General features: G+C 57.1%; 16 protein-coding genes and 1 pseudogene. 10 read left to right on the plus strand and 7 right to left on the minus strand.

Translation table 11 applies throughout. The features are described 5' to 3' along the window. Together BLU74_RS15610 and BLU74_RS19075 are read right to left on the minus strand one after the other, a co-directional pair. Positions 1–215 (minus strand): annotated as a pseudogene (locus BLU74_RS15610) (IS4 family transposase); the annotation flags it as partial. Between the two features lie 597 nt (positions 216–812). Next, positions 813–953 (minus strand): hypothetical protein, encoded by a 141-nt coding sequence (locus BLU74_RS19075; RefSeq protein ID WP_175454681.1) that lies wholly within the window; start codon positions 951–953, stop codon positions 813–815. Positions 954–1,051: 98 nt separating this feature from the next. Between BLU74_RS19075 and BLU74_RS18635 the strand changes: the two genes are divergently transcribed. The 10 genes from BLU74_RS18635 to BLU74_RS15660 all read left to right on the plus strand — a co-directional run bounded on the left by BLU74_RS18635 (position 1,052) and on the right by BLU74_RS15660 (position 14,496). Further along, a complete protein-coding gene (locus BLU74_RS18635) occupies positions 1,052–1,249 on the plus strand; it encodes a hypothetical protein (protein WP_139175872.1) in 198 nt (65 codons plus the stop codon). 112 nt (positions 1,250–1,361) lie between these two features. Next, positions 1,362–1,571 (plus strand): hypothetical protein, encoded by a 210-nt coding sequence (locus tag BLU74_RS15620; RefSeq protein ID WP_217635390.1) that lies wholly within the window; start codon positions 1,362–1,364, stop codon positions 1,569–1,571. Beyond that, positions 1,568–3,211: a DUF7845 domain-containing protein gene (locus BLU74_RS15625; protein ID WP_089769030.1), complete on the plus strand. Its 1,644-nt coding sequence runs from the start codon at positions 1,568–1,570 to the stop codon at positions 3,209–3,211. Before BLU74_RS15620 ends, BLU74_RS15625 begins: the two co-directional genes overlap by 4 nt. A 582-nt stretch (positions 3,212–3,793) precedes the next feature. Beyond that, complete coding sequence (locus BLU74_RS15630) at positions 3,794–5,158, plus strand: SdrD B-like domain-containing protein (protein WP_175454682.1); 1,365 nt, start codon at positions 3,794–3,796, stop codon at positions 5,156–5,158. Between the two features lie 505 nt (positions 5,159–5,663). Further along, positions 5,664–6,731: a hemolysin family protein gene (locus tag BLU74_RS15635; RefSeq protein WP_089769034.1), complete on the plus strand. Its 1,068-nt coding sequence runs from the start codon at positions 5,664–5,666 to the stop codon at positions 6,729–6,731. Between the two features lie 195 nt (positions 6,732–6,926). Then, positions 6,927–7,631 carry a tyrosine-type recombinase/integrase gene (locus BLU74_RS19620; RefSeq protein WP_089769036.1) on the plus strand — a complete coding sequence of 235 codons (705 nt, stop codon included), beginning with the start codon at positions 6,927–6,929 and terminating at the stop codon, positions 7,629–7,631. Positions 7,632–7,860: 229 nt separating this feature from the next. Further along, on the plus strand, positions 7,861–9,318 hold the full coding sequence (locus BLU74_RS15645; RefSeq protein ID WP_089769038.1) for an ATPase domain-containing protein: 1,458 nt from the start codon (positions 7,861–7,863) through the stop codon (positions 9,316–9,318). A 209-nt stretch (positions 9,319–9,527) separates the two neighbouring features. After that, positions 9,528–11,717 (plus strand): PAS domain S-box protein, encoded by a 2,190-nt coding sequence (locus BLU74_RS15650; RefSeq protein ID WP_089769039.1) that lies wholly within the window; start codon positions 9,528–9,530, stop codon positions 11,715–11,717. Between the two features lie 167 nt (positions 11,718–11,884). Next, positions 11,885–12,058 carry a type II toxin-antitoxin system HicB family antitoxin gene (locus BLU74_RS19705; RefSeq protein WP_449271662.1) on the plus strand — a complete coding sequence of 58 codons (174 nt, stop codon included), beginning with the start codon at positions 11,885–11,887 and terminating at the stop codon, positions 12,056–12,058. A gap of 275 nt (positions 12,059–12,333) precedes the next feature. Continuing rightward, entirely contained in the window at positions 12,334–14,496 is a 2,163-nt protein-coding gene (locus tag BLU74_RS15660) for a hybrid sensor histidine kinase/response regulator (RefSeq protein ID WP_175454683.1), read from the plus strand. 806 nt (positions 14,497–15,302) lie between these two features. Here BLU74_RS15660 and BLU74_RS15665 read toward each other — a convergent pair. From BLU74_RS15665 to BLU74_RS15685, 5 genes are all read right to left on the minus strand, one after another. Further along, positions 15,303–15,701: a PIN domain-containing protein gene (locus BLU74_RS15665; protein WP_089769044.1), complete on the minus strand. Its 399-nt coding sequence runs from the start codon at positions 15,699–15,701 to the stop codon at positions 15,303–15,305. Continuing rightward, the gene (locus BLU74_RS15670) at positions 15,698–15,940 is read right to left on the minus strand and encodes an antitoxin VapB family protein (protein ID WP_089769045.1); all 243 of its coding nucleotides are present in this window, start codon (positions 15,938–15,940) and stop codon (positions 15,698–15,700) included. Before BLU74_RS15670 ends, BLU74_RS15665 begins: the two co-directional genes overlap by 4 nt. Positions 15,941–16,112: 172 nt before the next feature. After that, positions 16,113–16,607, minus strand: coding sequence for a hypothetical protein (locus tag BLU74_RS15675; RefSeq protein WP_089769047.1), 495 nt, complete (start codon positions 16,605–16,607; stop codon positions 16,113–16,115). Next, a complete protein-coding gene (locus BLU74_RS15680; protein ID WP_089769049.1) occupies positions 16,604–16,912 on the minus strand; it encodes a hypothetical protein in 309 nt (102 codons plus the stop codon). The genes BLU74_RS15675 and BLU74_RS15680 overlap by 4 nt, the downstream gene beginning before the upstream one ends. A gap of 1 nt (position 16,913) precedes the next feature. Continuing rightward, positions 16,914–18,254: a hypothetical protein gene (locus BLU74_RS15685; RefSeq protein ID WP_139175874.1), complete on the minus strand. Its 1,341-nt coding sequence runs from the start codon at positions 18,252–18,254 to the stop codon at positions 16,914–16,916. Positions 18,255–19,197 lie beyond the last annotated feature (943 nt).

A 19,197-nucleotide genomic window follows, 5' to 3' on the forward strand; every position in this document is an offset into this window, starting at 1 on the left:
TGATAGAAGCCACCCGGTGAGATCGTCTCATCAGCCGTGGAGTTGTAACTGCGTCTGAAGCCAGCGAGTGTTCGGCTCTCGCCTGCGGCGAAGCCGAACACGAGCGCCCACACGAGGACTGGTACCTGTAGCTTGCCCTCTCGCTCGACCACGCCGAGTTCCTCGGCGTGCTCTTCGAGGAACTCGGAAGGAAACAGTGTAGTAAGCCGACGCATGATTCTCGATGAGGAGGCTTCTGTGTGCACAGCGGTTGCCTCCTCATTCCTCTCGAAAAGAAGCCTCGATAAGCCGTCACTGTCACGTGGTTCTCCTCTTAGCTAAAGACGGATACGCGGCCCTGTATGTACGGTCTGGAGTGTCCTCACGACCGGGATCCAGATACTTGCGAGGCAACACGCCACGACAAGGCGAGCAGCTGCCCCTCGTCCCGATCTCCTCATATGATTCGGACGGGGTCGCTGACGGCTCACCTCGACGCGGGTACTCCGAAGCCGGTTCTCAGTGATCGGGCCGATGCGACCGAACAGACACTTGATCGACATTATGATCAAGCGTCGAAGCGCGAGCAGATGCTTCGGCGGGAGGACTTCATCGCGGAGGATCTGTGATGTCTACCGGGATTCCCGTAGCCGCGTCGCATCGAGATGCGGCTTTCCAGTATCCGTGTTGGCCCATCCCCAATCCGGTCGGCGTCTTGCTGACCGGAATTCGGGGCCACAACTCCCCAGCCACCTAATTTCGTCCGATAACGAAACTCCAGAGAGGCCTCTCTGTTCGAAACAGAAGAAATATTCTGACGGCCCCCCGTTCAGTTACTCGATTCTCTCCACAGGTAGGTGGTCCGCGTGACGCTCGAGAGACGCGTCGCCGCCAACGGAGACACTCGGATCGTCACCGTCGAGTGTCCTCTCTGTGGCGAGCCACTCCGCGATCGTCACCCTCTCTCGCTCCACATCCGACGCTCCTGTCCCGCTCGAGATCGCTTCCGTCCGCCGAGAGCCCTCCGAGACGGCGGCCCAGATCCGGCCGTGACCGACGGAGGTGAGCAGCGGTGACGCAGTGCTACGAGTGCGGCCGCCGCATCACCCGCCTCGATCAGGCGCGCAACTGCCTCCTCGCCGACAGCGAGCACCTCGTCGTCCTCTGCTACCAGTGTCGATCGACCAGACCCTCCGAGAAGCAGTACTCGCCATCGAACGGCCTCCCACCACGGTCGAAGGTCCGGATCCCGGGAGGTGACTCCTCTTGACCGAGGTCTGCTTCGGCCCGTGTGACAACGACGCCGAGGTCGTCGTCCAGGGGAAGCACGTCTGTCGTTCGTGCGCTGCGCTCCTCGAGGGCGAACCCACGGAGGGATCAGCGTGAGTAAGTCCCTCGACCCTGCCGCCGGCGAGTACGGCGTCGCCGTCGAGGCGATCTGCGTCGGCTGTCGGCAGGTCCGGACGAAGCGCTACCCGAAGGCCGTCCCCGAGGCCGTCTCTCTCGGGCAGTCGTTCAAGCACGTCTGTCACCGCTGTCAGAAGGCGACCTACTGGAACGTCCGTGACGTCCTCGAGGAGGAATCGCGGTGAGTCACCAGTCACCCGCCTACCACGAGATCGACGCCTTCTGGTGGTTCACTGACAACGGACTGAGCCCCTATTGGGCGCTCACCCAGCTCGGGATCCAGAAGCTCGACGGGTACGCCGAGATCCAGCGGGAGGTCGGCGGCGAGGAGTGGCAGATCCGCTTCAGCTACAACTCCGATACCGGTCTCGCCCCGCGTCCGTCCGATCCAATCAACGGCGAAAAGGTCTACGAGTGGAAGATTCACGTCGAGAACGTCTTCACCGAGTCGAAGGCCGACTACGTCGTATCCCCCCGCTGGGATGGACTCAAGAAGCCGAACGGAGACGAGGCTCAGATCCCTTGGTGCGGCGGTGAAGGCTGTCAGATTCACCTCCAAGGATCGAACCTCTCGTTCGACGAGTACCAGTGGCTTCTCCAGCGGTCGCTCCAAGAACTCGCGGAGCACGCCGACACCGATATCTCCCGGCGCTACTTCAACCGGATCCGAGGCGATTCTAACATCAGCACGCTCGAGCGCTACGTCAGGCTGAAGCGTGAGTACGCGAAGAAGCTCACGCGGTCCACCGGCGCGTTCTACTCGGTGATGCACCTGCTCGCCGACGAGAAGGGCTCACAGTGGGTCTACAAGGGAGACAACACCGATATCGTGGGATACCGACACGCGATGGATCTCGATCCCGTTTCGTCGTCGGATCTGATCGATGATCATCACCTCGGGAAGCGACTGAAGAGCTACCACCCGAAGCACGTCCGTTCAGAGGAGAGCGGCGACGATCCACTCTCCTCACCGAAGTTCGGGGTCGCGTTCCACAAGTCGTTGAACACGACGGACAGCTTCACCGGCGAGTACAGCAGTAACGGCCACTCGGTGAAGTGGGCCGATCGGGACGACCTCGTTCGCGAGCTCGACGAGACGCTGGTGAATGTTCTTCGGTGGGCTGGCGTGCCGATCAAGGCCGACCCGACCGTGTTCGTCGAGGACGATCACTTCGAGCTCGAGGAGTCTGACCGGTCGCTCGGCTACTGGGATGATCCCACGCCGGCGCTGGAGGCCGAACAGGAGAACCTGATCACGACGGTCCTGCAAGACCTCTCGCCCAGTGCCCGCGACGTAATGAAGACGCTCGCGACTGACGGCGGCGAGGCTCGCTACGACGAGATCGCCGACGAGACGGGCTACTCAGTGAGTCAGATCTACCGCGCCCTCGAGGAGATCGGCGACGTCGTGGTGAACGACAACGGCCTCGTCCGGTACTACTCGGAGAAGATCCGCCAAGAGATTACTGCGATCGTCGAGCGCGTCGAGGACTTCGTCGGTGACAGTGTCCAGCGCGTCGCGAAGCTCGCGAACGTCGAGACGCGATCGGCCGCGGACTCGGCGATCCAGCGCTGGATGGACAAGTACGGCGCGCAGTTCGACCTAAACGGCGATCGAGGGAAGATTCGGTTCGATACAGTCCTCTCGAAACTGAAGACCGATCCTGAACCGACGCTTCGAGAGGTCCTCCAGAAGGGGCTCGACGCATGGTGTCGTGCCGGGCGCGACGTCTTGGATTTCGTGGAACTCGAGTTCGAGGCGCGGAAGATCCGCGGCCGGAATCGCGATGACGGTCTCGTGAGGCGCGAGCAGATCGACTGGTAGCGCGGTGACTGCTGAGTGGCAACACCGTCCTGCGCTTCTTTTCTTTAAATACTCACCTGCCTAACCCCCGTTTCGCGTGGACTCGTGTTCTCGCTGGATTCGTTGGTTTCGGAGTCTTCTGGGATAGAATTTTCTTCGGCGTTCCCGGCGGGTGGGAAGATTCCGTTAGGAAAGTGTCCCTAAAAGGGACAGAAACAGAAAATACCCCTGCGGCTGCGCAAAAATTCGACCCTCCAGTTGAAACGCGGTGAGAGTGTCATAGGAGATTTATTGCGGTGTTTATTTCACGATCTCACGGCCGAATCAGCCTTGAGAGCCTGCGTACGAATGTACCGCTGATATTTTACCAGATTGCTTAATGTTCATAGCGGCGTGCTGAATACAACGCGCGAATCTTGTACGCAGCGTCATTAAATGAGATCAGTAGAACCGATCAATATAGTGGTTCTATCTGCAGATGATCATACTGTACATCCTCATTCGTTTATGAGCACGTGTGATATCTCGCTTACTGCCTGGAAAGTCGGATACTTACTTATCAGTTATCTTACTTTTATACGTGTGTGGACACATCTATTCTATATGCAGAATGGATCACAAGAGCAAAAAAGTAATCGTGACACACAATCGAGTCGCCGATCGGTGCTGAAGGGATCACTCGTCGCTATTGGAATGGGTGGTAGCCTTTCGGGAGTCGCGGCTGGGAAAGGAGGAAAAGGAAAAAAGGGTGGCGGAAACGGCGGCGAAACGGGCTACGCCGGGGCTGGACCCTACGATCCAGCAGGTGAAGGAGAGTGTAGTGATGGCTACAAATCCCAGGTATTCTCGCTGTGGGCTGGCCAAGACAACGACGCGGGAACCGTCACGCTCAGCAGTGATAAAGACAATATCTACGTGACCTACGACACGAACGAGAGTGCCGACCTCAAAGAGGTCCACGTGGATATCTATTCGACGGCGGATGCGGTTCCGGATAAACGACCGGCACCGGGACAAGCCGATTATAAAGCTGAAAATCTGTATTCGGATGCGTACACGGTTACTGTGCCATTTGCAGATCTGGGCGAAACCGTGGAGTGTGGTGATGACTACTACGTCATTGCCCACACAGCGCTTGCGAGCGACGATGGCAGGGATAACGACGAAGACGCGGATTCAGATCTCTCGAACGACGGCGAAACTGCCTATGCAGGTGGGAGTAAGAGTGCGCTTGAAGACGGCAAGGGCGCTTGGTTCTACGTGGCAGAATACACCATCGTGTGCTGTCTCCACGACATCAAGGGCTCGGTCTATACTGACACGGATAGTAGCGGCTCGTTCGACGAAGACGAGAGTGGGTGGGGTGGCATTACGGTAACGCTCGAAGATGACGCCGGAAACGTTGTGGCCACCACAACTACGAATACTGACGGCACCTACACGTTCGGAGACATTCCTGGTGGCGAGGACTACTCGGTGGTCGTGGCGACCCCGGATGACTATGTGGGAACGCAAAACTCGGGCGGCTACGAGATTACGGATCTCGATGCTGACCTAACAGGCGTCGATTTCGGTTACACCGAACAGGCAGATACCGACTTCACGTACAACGTCGAGGCCGACTACAAGCAGGAAACCGGCAACATCAAGTTCGAGTCTACCTCTGAACCTGCGCTGGGCGAGGACGGTCGTAGCGAAACGGATACATTCACATTCACCGCAGGGAGCGAGGACAGCGAGTTGACAGTCGAGACAAAGAACCAGGATACGGTGTCCGAGATGATCACGCCTGGAGAGACCGTGACGATGAGTAACGGATTCGACGTGACTTGGGACAGCATCACAGGAAACAATGATGGCACGTATACATACGAGTTCACCGTGACGAGCGACGCCGACAATACTACTGGCGCGTTGAGCTACGTGGCATTCGACACGGACGCGCCGGAAGGTAGCATTTCAGCATAGAGTCTCTCGTAGAATCGGTATCATACCTTCCGTATCAACCGATGTTGACATCATTGGAGAGAAGTAAGTCAGATTAGTACGTCCAAGGTGTAAGAGGTTCTCTATCAGTTCAGTTATGTCTATTACCGGAAGTGAAGTCAAGGGGCTATAAAAATAATATGAGGCTGTTCAGCCCACAAGCCATCCGTATCAATCCCCAGCCGTCAACCAGTTAGATGTAGCAGTTTGGGCTTCTATTGAGAACAAGCATCTCTGTTTCTTCAGGAGATTCCGATATAGCGCTCCTGCCTACTCCGATGGTTCCATAGCATACCCCAGTGATAGATGCAGCCTCTGTATCGGTCACTGACGAGATCTCTATATCGGAACCTTGTCATATAGGGTTGTGCAAGACCGAACGCGCGTATCTTGTGACCTGGTTGTGCCTGTGTACCGTGCTTTTTGTGTCTTCGTCATTGTCTCGATGTGAACACTATTTTTTGTCTACTGTCAGTACGGTCCGATGATGGAACCGCTTGAGATCGGACTACGGATTTTCGGTGGAATCGTTCTTATCGGGGTGAACGCCTACTTTGTTGCAATCGAATTCGCCCTGACCCGTCTCAGGCAGTACCCCAAATCGGAGCTCAACACACCCGGACTCGAACTCGCATGGGAGATGACTAACGACTTGGAGTTTTACCTGACGACGTGTCAGGTCTGGATCTCCGGGACCAGTATTGCACTGGGGATTATCGCCGAACCCGGACTCGCAGCCCTGTTCGAACCGCTGTTCCAAAACACGACCCTGGCATCGATCGGGGCTGGTTCGCTCCTCGGATTTCTTCTTATCAACCTAGTCCATCTCACCCACGGCGAACAGACACCGACGTACCTCGGCGTTGAACGCTCCAAACAGGTCGCCCAGTATGGAGCACGACCACTGTACTGGTTTGCCAAAATACTCGCTCCGGCCATTTGGGTCGGTGACTCGGTTGCAAAGGCAACACTCGGCCTGTTCGGCATCGAGATGACCCAATCATGGACAGAAACCGGTGAGGAAGTCATCAAAACCCGTGCAGACCTCCGGAACCAACTTGGATCGGTACTCAAAGAGGGCGAGGTGGCTGAGGACCGCCGTGAGGAAGTGATGAACGCCTTGACCATCGGTGAACAATCGGTAGAAGAGGTCATGATTCCGCCCGAGGATATCGTGGCACTGTCTACTGAAGACGATCTCGAATCGAACTTCGGGAAACTCGAAGAGCACCCACATACGCGGTATCCGCTGATTGGTGAGAACCTGACCGACTTCCGTGGAGTCGTCTACAGTCCGGCGCTGTTCAACCACCGTGAAGAACTGTTCGCCGGTGACCGCGAGTTCACTGAATTGGCAGCACCGCCGATGACGCTCTCACCCGATACCGACGTGAGTGATGCGATCGATCAGTTCCAGACGGAAGGGCAGGAACTCGCGCTCGTCATCGAGGAGGGCGATGTGGTCGGGCAGGTGACTGTCACCGACCTGCTAGAGACCATTATTGGTGAGGTCGAAGACCCACTTGATCAAGACGACCCCGACATACTCGATTAGCGAACACAGACGTGTTCAGGTAGCGGTTTCACTGTACCATCAGGCCAACACTTCGAGGTAATTGAATAGGGGCTCCTGAGGTTGTATGACTCCCGATGTAGCCGCCAGCCTCTTGCCTCTAATTCAGCGGGCACTCTGTTGAATTGTCACTGATATGCCGCCTTTGAATTCGGGGGCGCAGCGTTTTTGTGGTGGATGACGGACAACTATCAGCAGTCGAATGAATGGGCACAGCAGCATCGACAATCCCTGACGACGCGGCACACTCACGAGGATGCACTCACAGACCGAGAATTCGAACTCCTGTTGGAAGCGTGTAATTCACTGTCGGAGCCGCGGGACTTGCAGGCTCGGTTCGTCTGTCTGGCTGCTGGCCGACTCGGACTCCGGGCTGGCGAAATCGCGCACTTCCAAGCAGAGTGGCTTGATTGGGATCGGATGCTGCTTCGCATTCCACAACACGAACCTTGCGAGTGCGGCTATTGTCGTCGGCAAGCAGCACAAGAAACGACTCACAATGCACAACTCACACAGCAAGAAGCGATGGAAGCTCGCTGGCACCCGAAGACGGTTGCTTCCTCTCGGTCGATTCCTGTTGACCTGTCGCTGCGGCTTGAGCTGTGTCTGGAACGATTCACCGACCAATACGACTCGTTCCCTCGATCCCGTACTACTGTCAATAGACGTGTGACAGCTGCCGCAGAGGCAGCAGACATTGACGGTCGGGTCTATCCTCATTGTCTCCGTGCGACCGCTGCCAGCTACCACGCCTACCAAGGGGTTGCGCCGGTGCCACTCCAAGCGCTTATGGGGTGGAGCGACCTAGCAACAGCACAGAAGTACATCCGCATTTCCGGAAGAGCCACGGCTGACGCTCTTCGACAAATCCACCACCGATGAAAGCGGTCTAATATCTATCAGCTCTCATCGTCCGTGCTGAATTGAGGGCGCGTATCTCGTATGAAGAGGGGGCAGATTGCGAACAGCCAATCGGTCGATAAAGGGGACTCACAAATCGATCTGTCTAGACAAACACTGTATTACACCGGGAATCCATTTACGCAGGATACAGTCAGCAACTGAAAGATGTGCGAAAACATATGCGTAAGCATACTAATATCTGCGTACTATGTATGAAGATAATCAAAACCGGGTCCCGACCGGTGTTCCAGGCCTAGACGATATCCTACACGGCGGTTATCTTCCTGAAACTGCTACCCTCGTCCGCGGACCACCTGGGTCGGGCAAGTCGATTTTCTCGTTGCACTTTCTCGCCGCTGGCATCAACGCTGACAAAATCGGGCTGTACATCAACCTCGGTGAGCCTGAAAACTACATCCGGGATACTGCCCGGGATTTCGAGTTCGATATCGACGCTCTCAATTTCCTCAATCTTTCCGCCTCTGGCGACCAGTTTCAGAGCGAAGAGACGTACACCCTGTTTGAGTCTGGTGAAGTGGAAACACCCTCACTCGTTGAGAATATTCGTACGGAGATTCAAGAAATCGACCCAGACTACGTAGTCGTCGATCCAGTTACCGAATTTCGGTATCTTGCTCCTGACGACCACCAGTTCCGCTCACAGATCCTTGGACTCGTCAATTACCTCAAAAGCGAGGGTGCGACAGTCTTACTGACGTCTCAGGCTGCCGAGTCGATGCCCGACGACGACCTCCAATTTCTGGTCGATGCTGTGATTAATCTGGGGGAAGAATCAGACCGTCGGACGCTTCACGTCTCGAAATTCCGCGGATCGTCTGTCAGATCCGGCCATCACACGCTCCAAATCACCGATGCGGGGATGCAGGTGTGGCCACGACTCAATCCCAACCGCCACGAGCGCGAGCGCACCTCAACAAAACTCTCCTCAGGGGTTCCTGAACTAGACTCGCTGCTATCGGGAGGGCTCACTACTGGCACGATGACGTTTCTGAGTGGGCCGACAGGCGTTGGCAAGACGACGACTGGCCTCCAGTTTATGAAGGAAGCTGCGGGACGGGGCCAACGCTCGGTCCTATATAGCTTCGAAGAGGATCGCCAGACGCTCTTCGAGCGTGCGGAAGCCGTCAACATTCCCGTGAAAGATCTGATCGATCGGGGAACGCTCAAGGTAGAGGTGATCGGGCCAGAGGAACTCACAATCGACGAATTCACCTCTCAGATCCGATCGGAAGTCGAAGACAACGACGCGGAGATCGTGATGATCGACGGAACTAGCGGGTTCGAACAGTCGCTGCGGGGCGTCGGCACGGATCCGATGCAGCATCTCGTCAAGATCGGTCGCTATCTCCGGAATATGGGTGTAACAGGAATTGTCACCAACGAAGTTCACGAGATCACCGGTGAGTTCCGTGCGACCGACCAGGGGATGAGTCACCTTGCCGACAGCATCGTCGTCCTACGCCAGGTGGAATACAAAGGATCACTCCGGAAAGTCATCGGCGTCCTCAAGATGCGTACGAGCGACTACGAGAACCAACTCAGAGAACTGGAGATCACTGAATATGGGCTACGCGTCGGTGAACCGCTTCCCGAGCTCCGAGGAATTCTCACTGGCACACCAGCGTGGAACAACAATGAAGACTGAGCCACCGACGTCTGGACCCGCTGAGCCCCCCGGGGCAGCCTCGTCACCAGCACAAATCCTGCCGCTGCTCTCACAGACGGGAAGGCTTGCCGATTGGATACAAACACTGGGGCGGTACGGGGGCACACTCCAGATCAGCGATGCTGATATGTGCGAGACCAGCATCGAATTCGAACTCCCGAGAGCATTATCCACTGAGGTGACTCCTGTTGACAGATACTCCTGAAGCGGTTCCCAATGCTCGGAGTCGCGTTCTCCCGCTCCTTTCAGATACAGGCAATCGTAAGTTGCTCGTCAAATGGATCGACGATCACCCCTCGTACGAGGCCGTTGAGTTGGCGGAGAGTATCGACGACACCGATTTTGACGTGTGTGTTGTCGATAAAGGAGCCTTTGAGGAACACCTTGCTGCGCTCCGGGCGAAGAAAACGAGATTGGCCCCCGTCTTGCTCCCATATCTTCTCTTGGTTCCGGAGAGTGGGTCAAAAATCATCGATACGGATGCCGGGCAGTTGACCGACAACGTGGTTACGGAGTCAATCGACGAGATCGTCACATTACCGATTCAGCAATCGGAACTGCACTGGCGGTTGGCAGCTCTGCTTCGGCTCCGTGAGCAATCGCTCACATTACGAGAACGGGAACAGGAACTCGAACGGCAAGTCGATCTCTTCGAGAAGGCCCAAGATATTGCGAACGTCGGTGCTTGGGAGTATGATATTGAGGCTGAAAGCGGATGGTGGACTACCGAGGTGTCTCGTATCCACGCGCTCCCAGAGGACACAACGGCGTCTCCGGAGTTGAGCTTCCAGTATTACCATCCTGAGGACCGACCAATTCTCGAAGATGCATTTGAGAAAGCTGTTGAGCAAGGTGAGCCGTACGATCTCGAAGTTCGACTCATCGATGCTGATGGCAGCCAACGATGGGTCCGAACGCGCGCTGAACCACAGCACGAGGACGGAGAACTGACCCGGGTTCGTGGGACAATGCAGGATATTACCGATCGCAAAGAGCGCGAACGCGACCTCCAGCGGATTAAGCGGGCGGTCGAATCTGCGGGCCACGCGATCTTCATCACCGACACGGATGGGACAATCGAGTACGTTAACCCGGCGTTCGAAGAGATGACCGGATACACCCAGTCAGAAGCCGTCGGGAAAACACCACACATATTGAACTCCGGCGAAATGTCAGACGAATATTTCGATGAGCTTTGGGAGACCATTCGTTCGGGCGACGTGTGGGAAGAAGAGATTGTTGACCGCCGGAAAAACGGTGAAAGGTACATCGTAATGCAGACCATTGCGCCGGTAACCGACGGTGATGACATCCACGCGTTCGTCGGAATCCAAGATGAGATCACAGAGCGCAAAGAACGAGAGGAGGCGCTCGCACGGCGGAGGCAGGCGATTGACGACGCGCCAGTTGGGATCAGTATCTCGGATCCCGACCAGGAAGAGAATCCGATGATTTACGTGAACGATACGTTCGTGGACATAACGGGATACCCACGCGATGAGGTTCTCGGGAAGAATTGTCGATTCCTCCAAGGCGAGAACACTGACCCGGACACAGTCACCAGAATCCGAGAGGCGATTGACGCCGAAGAGCCAGTCTCGGTCGAGATCCGCAATTATCGGAAGAATGGCTCGGAGTTTTGGAACCATCTCGAAATTGCGCCCGTGAGAAACGATGCCGGTGAGGTGATCAACTACGTCGGCTTCCAACAGGACGTGACCGAGCGGAAACAACGCCAAGAGCAGATAGCGGTTCTTGACCGGGTGCTCCGCCACAATCTGCGCAACGAAATGAACGTGATTCAAGGACAGGCCGAACTGATTCAGTCTGGAACCACGAGTGAGATTGGTGCCTCCGCTGGGAAGATTGTCGAAAAGAGCGACCAACTGCTCGGGCTGGCTGAAAAGGAACGGAAGATAACGGAGCTATTGCGTGATGAACCGATCCAGAAAGAGATTGAGATCTGTGACCTGCTCCAGCAGATTACTTCCCGCTTAGAATCGGAGTACCCGGAAGCGACGATCGACGTTGACTGTTCTAAAGAAGTGACTACCAGGGCAACAACAGAATTTGGACAAGCGATCAAGGAACTTGTTACGAACGCTGTCGTTCACGACGACTCGTCGTCGCCAGAGGTCACCCTCACTGTCAGCGAGGCCAATGAGACTGTTCGGATCGATATAGAAGATACTGGGCCCAGGATCCCTGAAATTGAACGAAACGTATTGGTGGGCGAAACAGAGCAAACACCGCTGTACCACGGTGGTGGCCTGGGATTGTGGCTGGTTAACCTGATCATCGCTCAGTCAGAGGGTGCGATTACTGTTGAGGAGAATTCGCCAACCGGTAATATCGTCAGCATTGAACTGTCAAAGTGACAGTTTCTTGTTTGCTCAATACGCAGGCAAATTCTATCGGTTGGTTCAGGATTCATTTTGAGAAAATAACGCGGTCCCCGTGCTGACTACATCCTCTATATTCAGCAGTTCGTTCTTGACAGACTCCAAGCAGATGACGGCCCGGTGTGATACAGCATTCGTTTGAAGTGACTGCCCAAGGTAAAACTCGAGACGTAGCACTTGATAATCTTGATGCCGTCTTTGAGACGGTAAAAGGCGATGGCGGGCGGTCTCCAACCGACGAGGAGATACGTGACCTCGGTGTTGATCCTGAAGTCGCTCGGTCACAGAGCGATGATCTTCCGGATGTCTTGCAGTAGCGATGATGTCACGGAACTTTTCCGGTGAAGACGTGTATAAAATGCTGGTGAACGTTGGGGTATTTCGGCACGTTCGTACCACAGGTGATCACCTGATTCTACGATGGGATCCACCAGAAAGCCACGAGAACACAGATCCGCGTACTGTGACTGTCCCGGCCCACGTATTGATCTGAGTTCATTCTCTTCGAAAGATAGCTTTCAAAACGATTTTGACGAGACCATCTCAATTGAATATAATGGACAATTGCGATGGATCTATGAGAATTCTATATGTGGATGATGATCCGGAATTCGCAGAGATGGCGACGACGTTTCTTGAACGTAAAAATGACCGATTCGACGTCGAGATCGAAACGTGCACAGATGAGGCGCTTGATCGGTTGGACAGCGAACTGTTCGACTGTATCGTCTCCGATTACGAGATGCCAGCACGGAATGGCCTCGAATTCTTGCAGGCCGTCCGAGAGGAGTATCCTGACCTCCCTTTCATTCTCTATACCGGCAAGGGTAGCGAGGAAGTCGCCAGCGACGCCATTTCGGCAGGTGTCACTGACTACCTGCAGAAGAAAACTGGGACCAGCCAGTACACCGTCCTTGCAAACCGGATCAGGAACGCGGTAGATAATTACTACGCCCAGATCGAACTCGCCGAGCGAGAGAAGCGTCTCAACTTCTTTTTCGAGCAGTCACCGCTCGGCGTCATCGAGTGGGACGAACAGTTCGACTTCGTCCGTATGAACGATGTCGCCGAAGATATCCTCGGATATACTCAGACTGATTTGCTCGGCCAGTCGTGGGAGAAGATCGTTCCTGATTCTGACCGGGATGCGGTAGCCGATGTCGTGTCCGACCTTCTCGAAAACCAAGGGGGATACCGAAGCGTCAACAAGAACGTCCGAAAGGACGGCGATCGAATCACCTGCGAATGGCACAACCGCGTCGTAACCGATGAGGACGAAGCGGTCGTCGCCGTCTTCTCCCAGTTTCAGGACATCACCGAACGAAAGAGGCGCGAACAAGAACTTCAGGAGGAGCAGGCATTAATTGAGCGAAGTCTCGATACGCTGGAAGACATCTTCTATTTCGTCGACACCGACGGCAACTTCCAACGGTGGAACAGTAAGTTGCCGGAACTAACCGGCTACACTGACGAGCAGATCGGATCGATGAACGCTCTTGAGTTCTTCGAAGGCGAGCACCGCGAGGCAATCAACCACTCGATCCACGAGATATTAGAGACCGGCTCACACGTAACCGAAGCCGAGATTACGACTGCAGACGGGCGACAAGTCCCACACGAGTTCAGAGGAGTTCGGATGACGAACGACGAGGGAGAGCCGACGGGGATCATCGGTATCGCCCGCGACATCACTGAACGGAGGGAACGCGAGCGCCAGCTGGAACAACAAACCGAGGAACTGGATCAACTGGCGACGAAGTACGAAGTCCAGTACCGGACGCTGTTCGAGGAAGCCCCAGTGATGACGATTCTCACGCGATCCGAAAACGGACAGCCGATCATCGAGGACTGCAACAGCCAGTTCGTCGAGACGCTTGGTTACGATGAGGATGCGATCATCGGCAGCGAGCTCGCGGAGTTTTACACGCGCGAGTCAGCGGAGATACTGCTATCGGGAGGATATAGCCGCTCGCTTGACGGACAGTTCACGAGAGAGAAACGCGGCCTCGTGACTATCGACGGTGAGGTTATTGAGACGGTCCTGCGTGCGGTTCCGCGCCGGACCGCTGAGGACGAAATCATCGGAACGGTAGCGATGTATATCGACATCACCGAACGTGAGTCGGTCAAGCGTGCGAACGAACGGCTCGAAGAGTTCGCGAGTGTCGTCTCACACGACCTGCGGAATCCGCTGAACGTCGCTACCGGGCGGCTCGAACTGGCCGCCAAGGAGTGTGACAGCGAACATCTCGACCGCCTCGAACAGGCACTTGGCCGGATGGCGGCGCTGATTGATAATCTCCTGACGCTAACCCGGGAAGGGAGAGAGGTGACCGACACTCAGCCGGTTGACCTCGCCACGATGATCGATGGTTGCTGGGAGAACGTCGAGACGAACGAGGCGGTACTGATCACGAACATCGATCGAGGCGTTCGGGCCGACAGAAGTCGCCTCAAGCAGGTGTTTGAGAACCTGTTTCGGAACGCAGTCGAACACGGCGGGACGGACGTGACTGTGACGGTCGGGGAACTAGACGACGGGTTCTACATTGAGGACGACGGGCCGGGGATTCCGTCCGGCGAGCGTGATGAGGTGTTCGAGGCCGGGTATTCGAGGTCATCGGAAGGAACTGGGTTCGGACTGAGTATCGTCGAACAGGTCGTCACTGCCCACAATTGGCAGATCCGTGTCACAGACGGGCCAGATGGCGGGGCCCGGTTCGAGATCACGGATGTCGAGTTCGTCGCTGCATAGGTTCTCTCCGTCCAGCAGCTCGTTCCTGACAGATCTCGCGTAGATGACGGGGCGATCTGATACAGCATCTGTCTGCGCCGTGCGATCCGTGACGCCGTCGAGAGCGGTGCGGAGACCCTGACCACCGAGCGCGTCCAAGCCGTCCGAGAGGACGCCCGTGAGGAGATCCACGAGCGGAACGTCGACACGCTCGGGACCCATCAGCGCCACCTCTACGAGATCATCAGCGAAGCCGGCGAAATCTGCGCGGAAGATCTTCACGCTCGGTATGAGGGCCGCGTCGCCGGGCCGCGGGCGAAGTCCACCCGTCGGAACTACCTCCAGTCGCTGGAGCACTACGACCTGATCGAGTCCGCGGGCTCGACGAGGGCGCGGCGCTATCGACACCGAGCACCCTGACCTTCTGCGGTGTCAAAGAACCCTCATTTCGGTGTTTATTTCACGGTTTCACGGCTGAACCAGCTGTGAGACTCTGCTTGCGTCTTGACAGAGTTCCTGCTCAATTCCCGGTTCCTAGCCGTGGTAAGTCACACCCAGAACCGCCCCACACTCGGTACAACACCACGTGTCGTGCTCGGCACTGCTTGTCGGATCGTCATATGGCGTTCCCAGTCCGGACCCCTCATTGAATTGCGTCTCACAACTTGGACAGTGAGGTGTTTCCATAGTCAATAGTACGGTTCAACCATTGAATCTTATATTTTGTGTCGGTAGTTGGTAATCTATGTCGACAAGTAGATAACATTTGAAATCAGTTAGATCGTGCGTCCTAAGCACTGTACTGAGCGAATAGCCCTTGGGGACGTCTATCGATATTCCTCGACGTCGACGACGCGCTTGGTCTCCTCGTGGGTCAAATCCCCGTCAGCGGAGACGACCGGCGCGCCCCACTCGCGACCGACGGCGGCCACGAGACCGTCGACACCATCAAGGTACGGTCCACCGGGTTCGATCTCGTCGGCGATCCTTGCGGCCGTCTCGGCGAGTTCCTCATTTACCGAGACGACCTCACCCCAGCCAAAGGCCTCGATGGCCTCGTTGACCTCACCATCGGGGTGGTTTCCGACGCCGACTATGGTCTCGGCGTAGGCTGGTGTCGGGATAATCCAGGTCTCGTCGTCGCCGCCGTTAGCCTCGTAGTACTCTTTCGTCGCTGGGACACCGCTGAGATAGTCGATAAGAAAGTTCGCGTCGAGGACCTTCATACGTCCCCGAGTCCGCGCATCCGCTCTTTCCGCTCGTCTTTCGCGTCGGCGCGCTGATCGCGAATCCACTCACCTTCGGCCTCCGACAACAACCCGAATCCGCCCTCGAAGTCGCTATCAGCCGTCTCTCCAAGCAGCCGATCGAGGACGTCGTTGTAGGACTCGCCCTCCCGTCGCCGGCTGTCGAGTCGCTTTTTTACCCGGTCACTGATCCGGATCTGCTCGTCTGCGGTGGCCATCTCTCTTGTCAACGTTGACGTTGACAGCGTAAAATCGTTTGGCTGACTCGATCAGACACGCTGTCGATCACGTCCACACGCCGGGTAGACGCGTGGCAGTTCAGCGAGCGGGTGCATAGCCGCCACCGCGTACCGGACGCACGAACCCGAGGGACGGCCTTGTTGATCGTGCTCAGGGATCTTCCTCGAGGATGCGCTCCTCGGCCGTCGTCTGTCGGAGATACCAGTACTCCGAGATCCACTCGATGCCGAGGACCACGAGGTACGCCGTTCCGAGGACGATCCCTGCGTTCCCGACCGACGGTGCCGCAGCCCACGTCAGTTGTCCCACGAGTGTCTCGTGGTACCAGTACGTCGGCCCCAGACCCGGCGACGTCACGAGGCCGACCGCGACGAGTCCGAACACCAAGACGAGCAGCGCACCGAGTTCTTTCACCCGCTTGTGGAGTTCCCGCCGGGAGTTGATCAGCAGGGCGACGAATCCCGTCCAGAAGGCGGCAGCCCACCCGACAGTGTCGTTCATCCACCCGAGTCCCAGCACGCCGACGAGATCGAGGTAGTTCACCAGCGCTAGGATCCCGAGCCCTGCGAACAGCACGATCCCACGGATCCTCGGGCCCCCAAGCGTTAGCAGGTCCTCGAGACTCAGATCAGCGAGGCGGCTCATCGTACCATCCCTACGAGTCGATCGACGATCCCCGAGCGCCGGAGTTCCTCGAGGCCGGCCTGGAGTAGTTCCTGTCCCCGCTGGACATCCAGCGTCGCTACCCCGAGGACGAGCAAAACTGTCAGCACGATTGCGACCATTTTCAGGTCGTGCTGAAGCGTTGAACCCACGTAGACGACCTTCTGCCCCGCTGAGGCAGCCTTGTGAGCGTACAGCGCGATCGAGACCAACAACACCAGCGCGACCGTGCTCACGCCCTTGATCCCGAGCGCCGTGACCGCCTGCCGAGCGAGGTCCGCGAACATCTCACTCGTTCCCTCTCAGATTGAAGCTCACCGACGTCTCTGGCGTGGCGGCCTCTTTCTGACGCGATTGCCACCACGAGACGATCGAGTAGCCTGCGACGCCGATCGCCGCGAGCCCGGCTAGCGGGACGACGTCCTGGAGTCCCGTCCCGATCGCCGTCGAAATCGTGCCCGGCCGGAGCACCTCGATCGAGAGCAGGCCCGTACCGATCCCGATCGTGCCGACGAGGATCCAACGCCGGCGGCCGGCGATTTCCGAGCGCCCCGTCGCCGCGACCAATAGCACCACGAGCGCCGCCCACGCGACGACGACGCCGATCTCCTGGAGCGTCGTGCCCGGATCGGGTTGCGGCCACGAGCCTACGCTGATCGAGGAGGAGTCCCCACCACTGCCGCCGGAATCGCTCCCGGCGAGCTGGAGGCGGATCGTCTCCTCGCTATCGTCGATCGAGAACACTGCGGCGCCGTTCTCCGCCGTATCCTTCGAGACCGGACGCTCTCGGCTGACCGAATACGCCTCGTAGGTCTTGCCGTCCGTGACCGCGTAGTAGCGGATCTGGACGTCGTCACCGAGCGCACTCGGTCCGCCGCTGATCTTGATCGTCGGCCCGTCCGGATCCGTCACGCGAACGCGAGCGTCACCGGACTGCGGGATGACCTCGATCGGCGCGGTCGTGATCCACGCGGTGTCTCCCGCGTCGGCGTTCGGCAGGTAGATCTGCTGGGAACCATCGGCGGCGACCACGCTCGAGTCCTCGGTCGTATCCCAACTCTCCTTGTAAGCGTAGTGGATTCGCTCACCGGACTCGATGCCGATGCTGAAATCGCTCGAGCGGCTCTCGATCTGGATCTTGCTGTCAATCTGGGCCGCATCGGGATCGGTCGGTTCGGGCACCGAGATCGCGCCGTTCGCCACGTCGACCATCCGGCCCTCGGTGCGAACTTCGATCTTTGTGCCCGCGTCGACGTCACCGTCCGTATCGCCGTCTTTCAGATCAACGACGAGGGTGTTGTTCGACCACGAGTACCGGCTGTCCGGGACGCTGCTCCAAGAGCCGTCGTTGATCGACCACTCGAGTTCGGCAAGGCGGTAGACCGTCGAGGAGAACGGCACCTCGAGTGTGGCGTCGGTTTGTGTCGCCGAGAACGTATTCGAGACATTGTAGCGCTCGACGAGGCCGTTACTGAAATACTCGGTCGAGATCGAACTCGACGCCTCGTGGGAGTACTCGAGATAGACGACTGGATCGGGAGCGTCTGCGGAGAGCGTTCCGTCGCCGACCGAGACGTTCAGCCGGTTCGTCTCGTCCTTGAGGACCGACGAGTCGAAGGTGAACGACATAGTCTCCCCGCCGGCGAGCGTGCCGCTGTAGCTCTTCGAGACGTTGTTAAGTTCAGCCGTGGGATCCGTTGTTTGGGTCTCTTCGCGGATGTCTGCCGAGACGTTTATCCACCCGCCGACATCTGCGGCAGTCGAGAAATCGAGTTTCGACGATGACGTGCTCAGGTCGCTCCACTCTTTCGTGGCTGTGTTGCCAACGCTCAGGCCGGTGAATGATTTTGATGCGCCGTTCCCGTCTGAGACGGTAAGATCAACTGAGTCTACGGACTCTCCGGCCGACACATCGTCGATATAGTGGTCAATCGTCGCGGATCCTCCGTCTGCGTCCGGGTTGATCGATACGGCCCCGAGTCCACTCGGAGAGTTTTCGAGTTGGACAGTGCCTTCTTCGACACCATTTATATATATCGTCGCTTGGCCGTTGGCGAAATCCCACCCGAATCGAATCTCGTAGACGGTATCAGCATTCCAGGAGTCCCTGAGCGTGGTGCTTGATGAACCCGTCCGCCATTCGATGATATCACCGTGCTTGAACTGGATGAACCCGAAGCGATCTCCGTTTCCAGTTTCGGGCCTGATTTTGAAGTAATCGTTCGAGTTGCCGGTGTTTTGGGAGATCCTCGTTTTTAGCGATAAGTTCGATTGCGTCTCGGAGGACCGCGTTACTAATATCTCTGCTTCGGCCCCCTCAGTCCGTATGCGGCCCGAGTGTTCTCCCGAGATCGGATCGGTGGAAACCGCGGAGAAATCCGACGACGTTCCTGCGAGGTGGGAGTGCGACCACCCGTCCCAGTCAGTCGCTGAGACGGTCGTATCCCCGTCGCCGAAATCGTCGACTGGCGAGGAGTACGCGTCGGTAAGCGTGACGCTTAGCTCCGGGTCGCCGTTCGGACTTGGCCCCCCGATCGATGTGCCTGTGAGAGAAATAGATCGAGAACCGGAC

Origin of the sequence: Halobellus clavatus (genome assembly GCF_900107195.1) — an archaeon.
GTDB lineage: Archaea > Halobacteriota > Halobacteria > Halobacteriales > Haloferacaceae > Haloquadratum > Haloquadratum clavatum.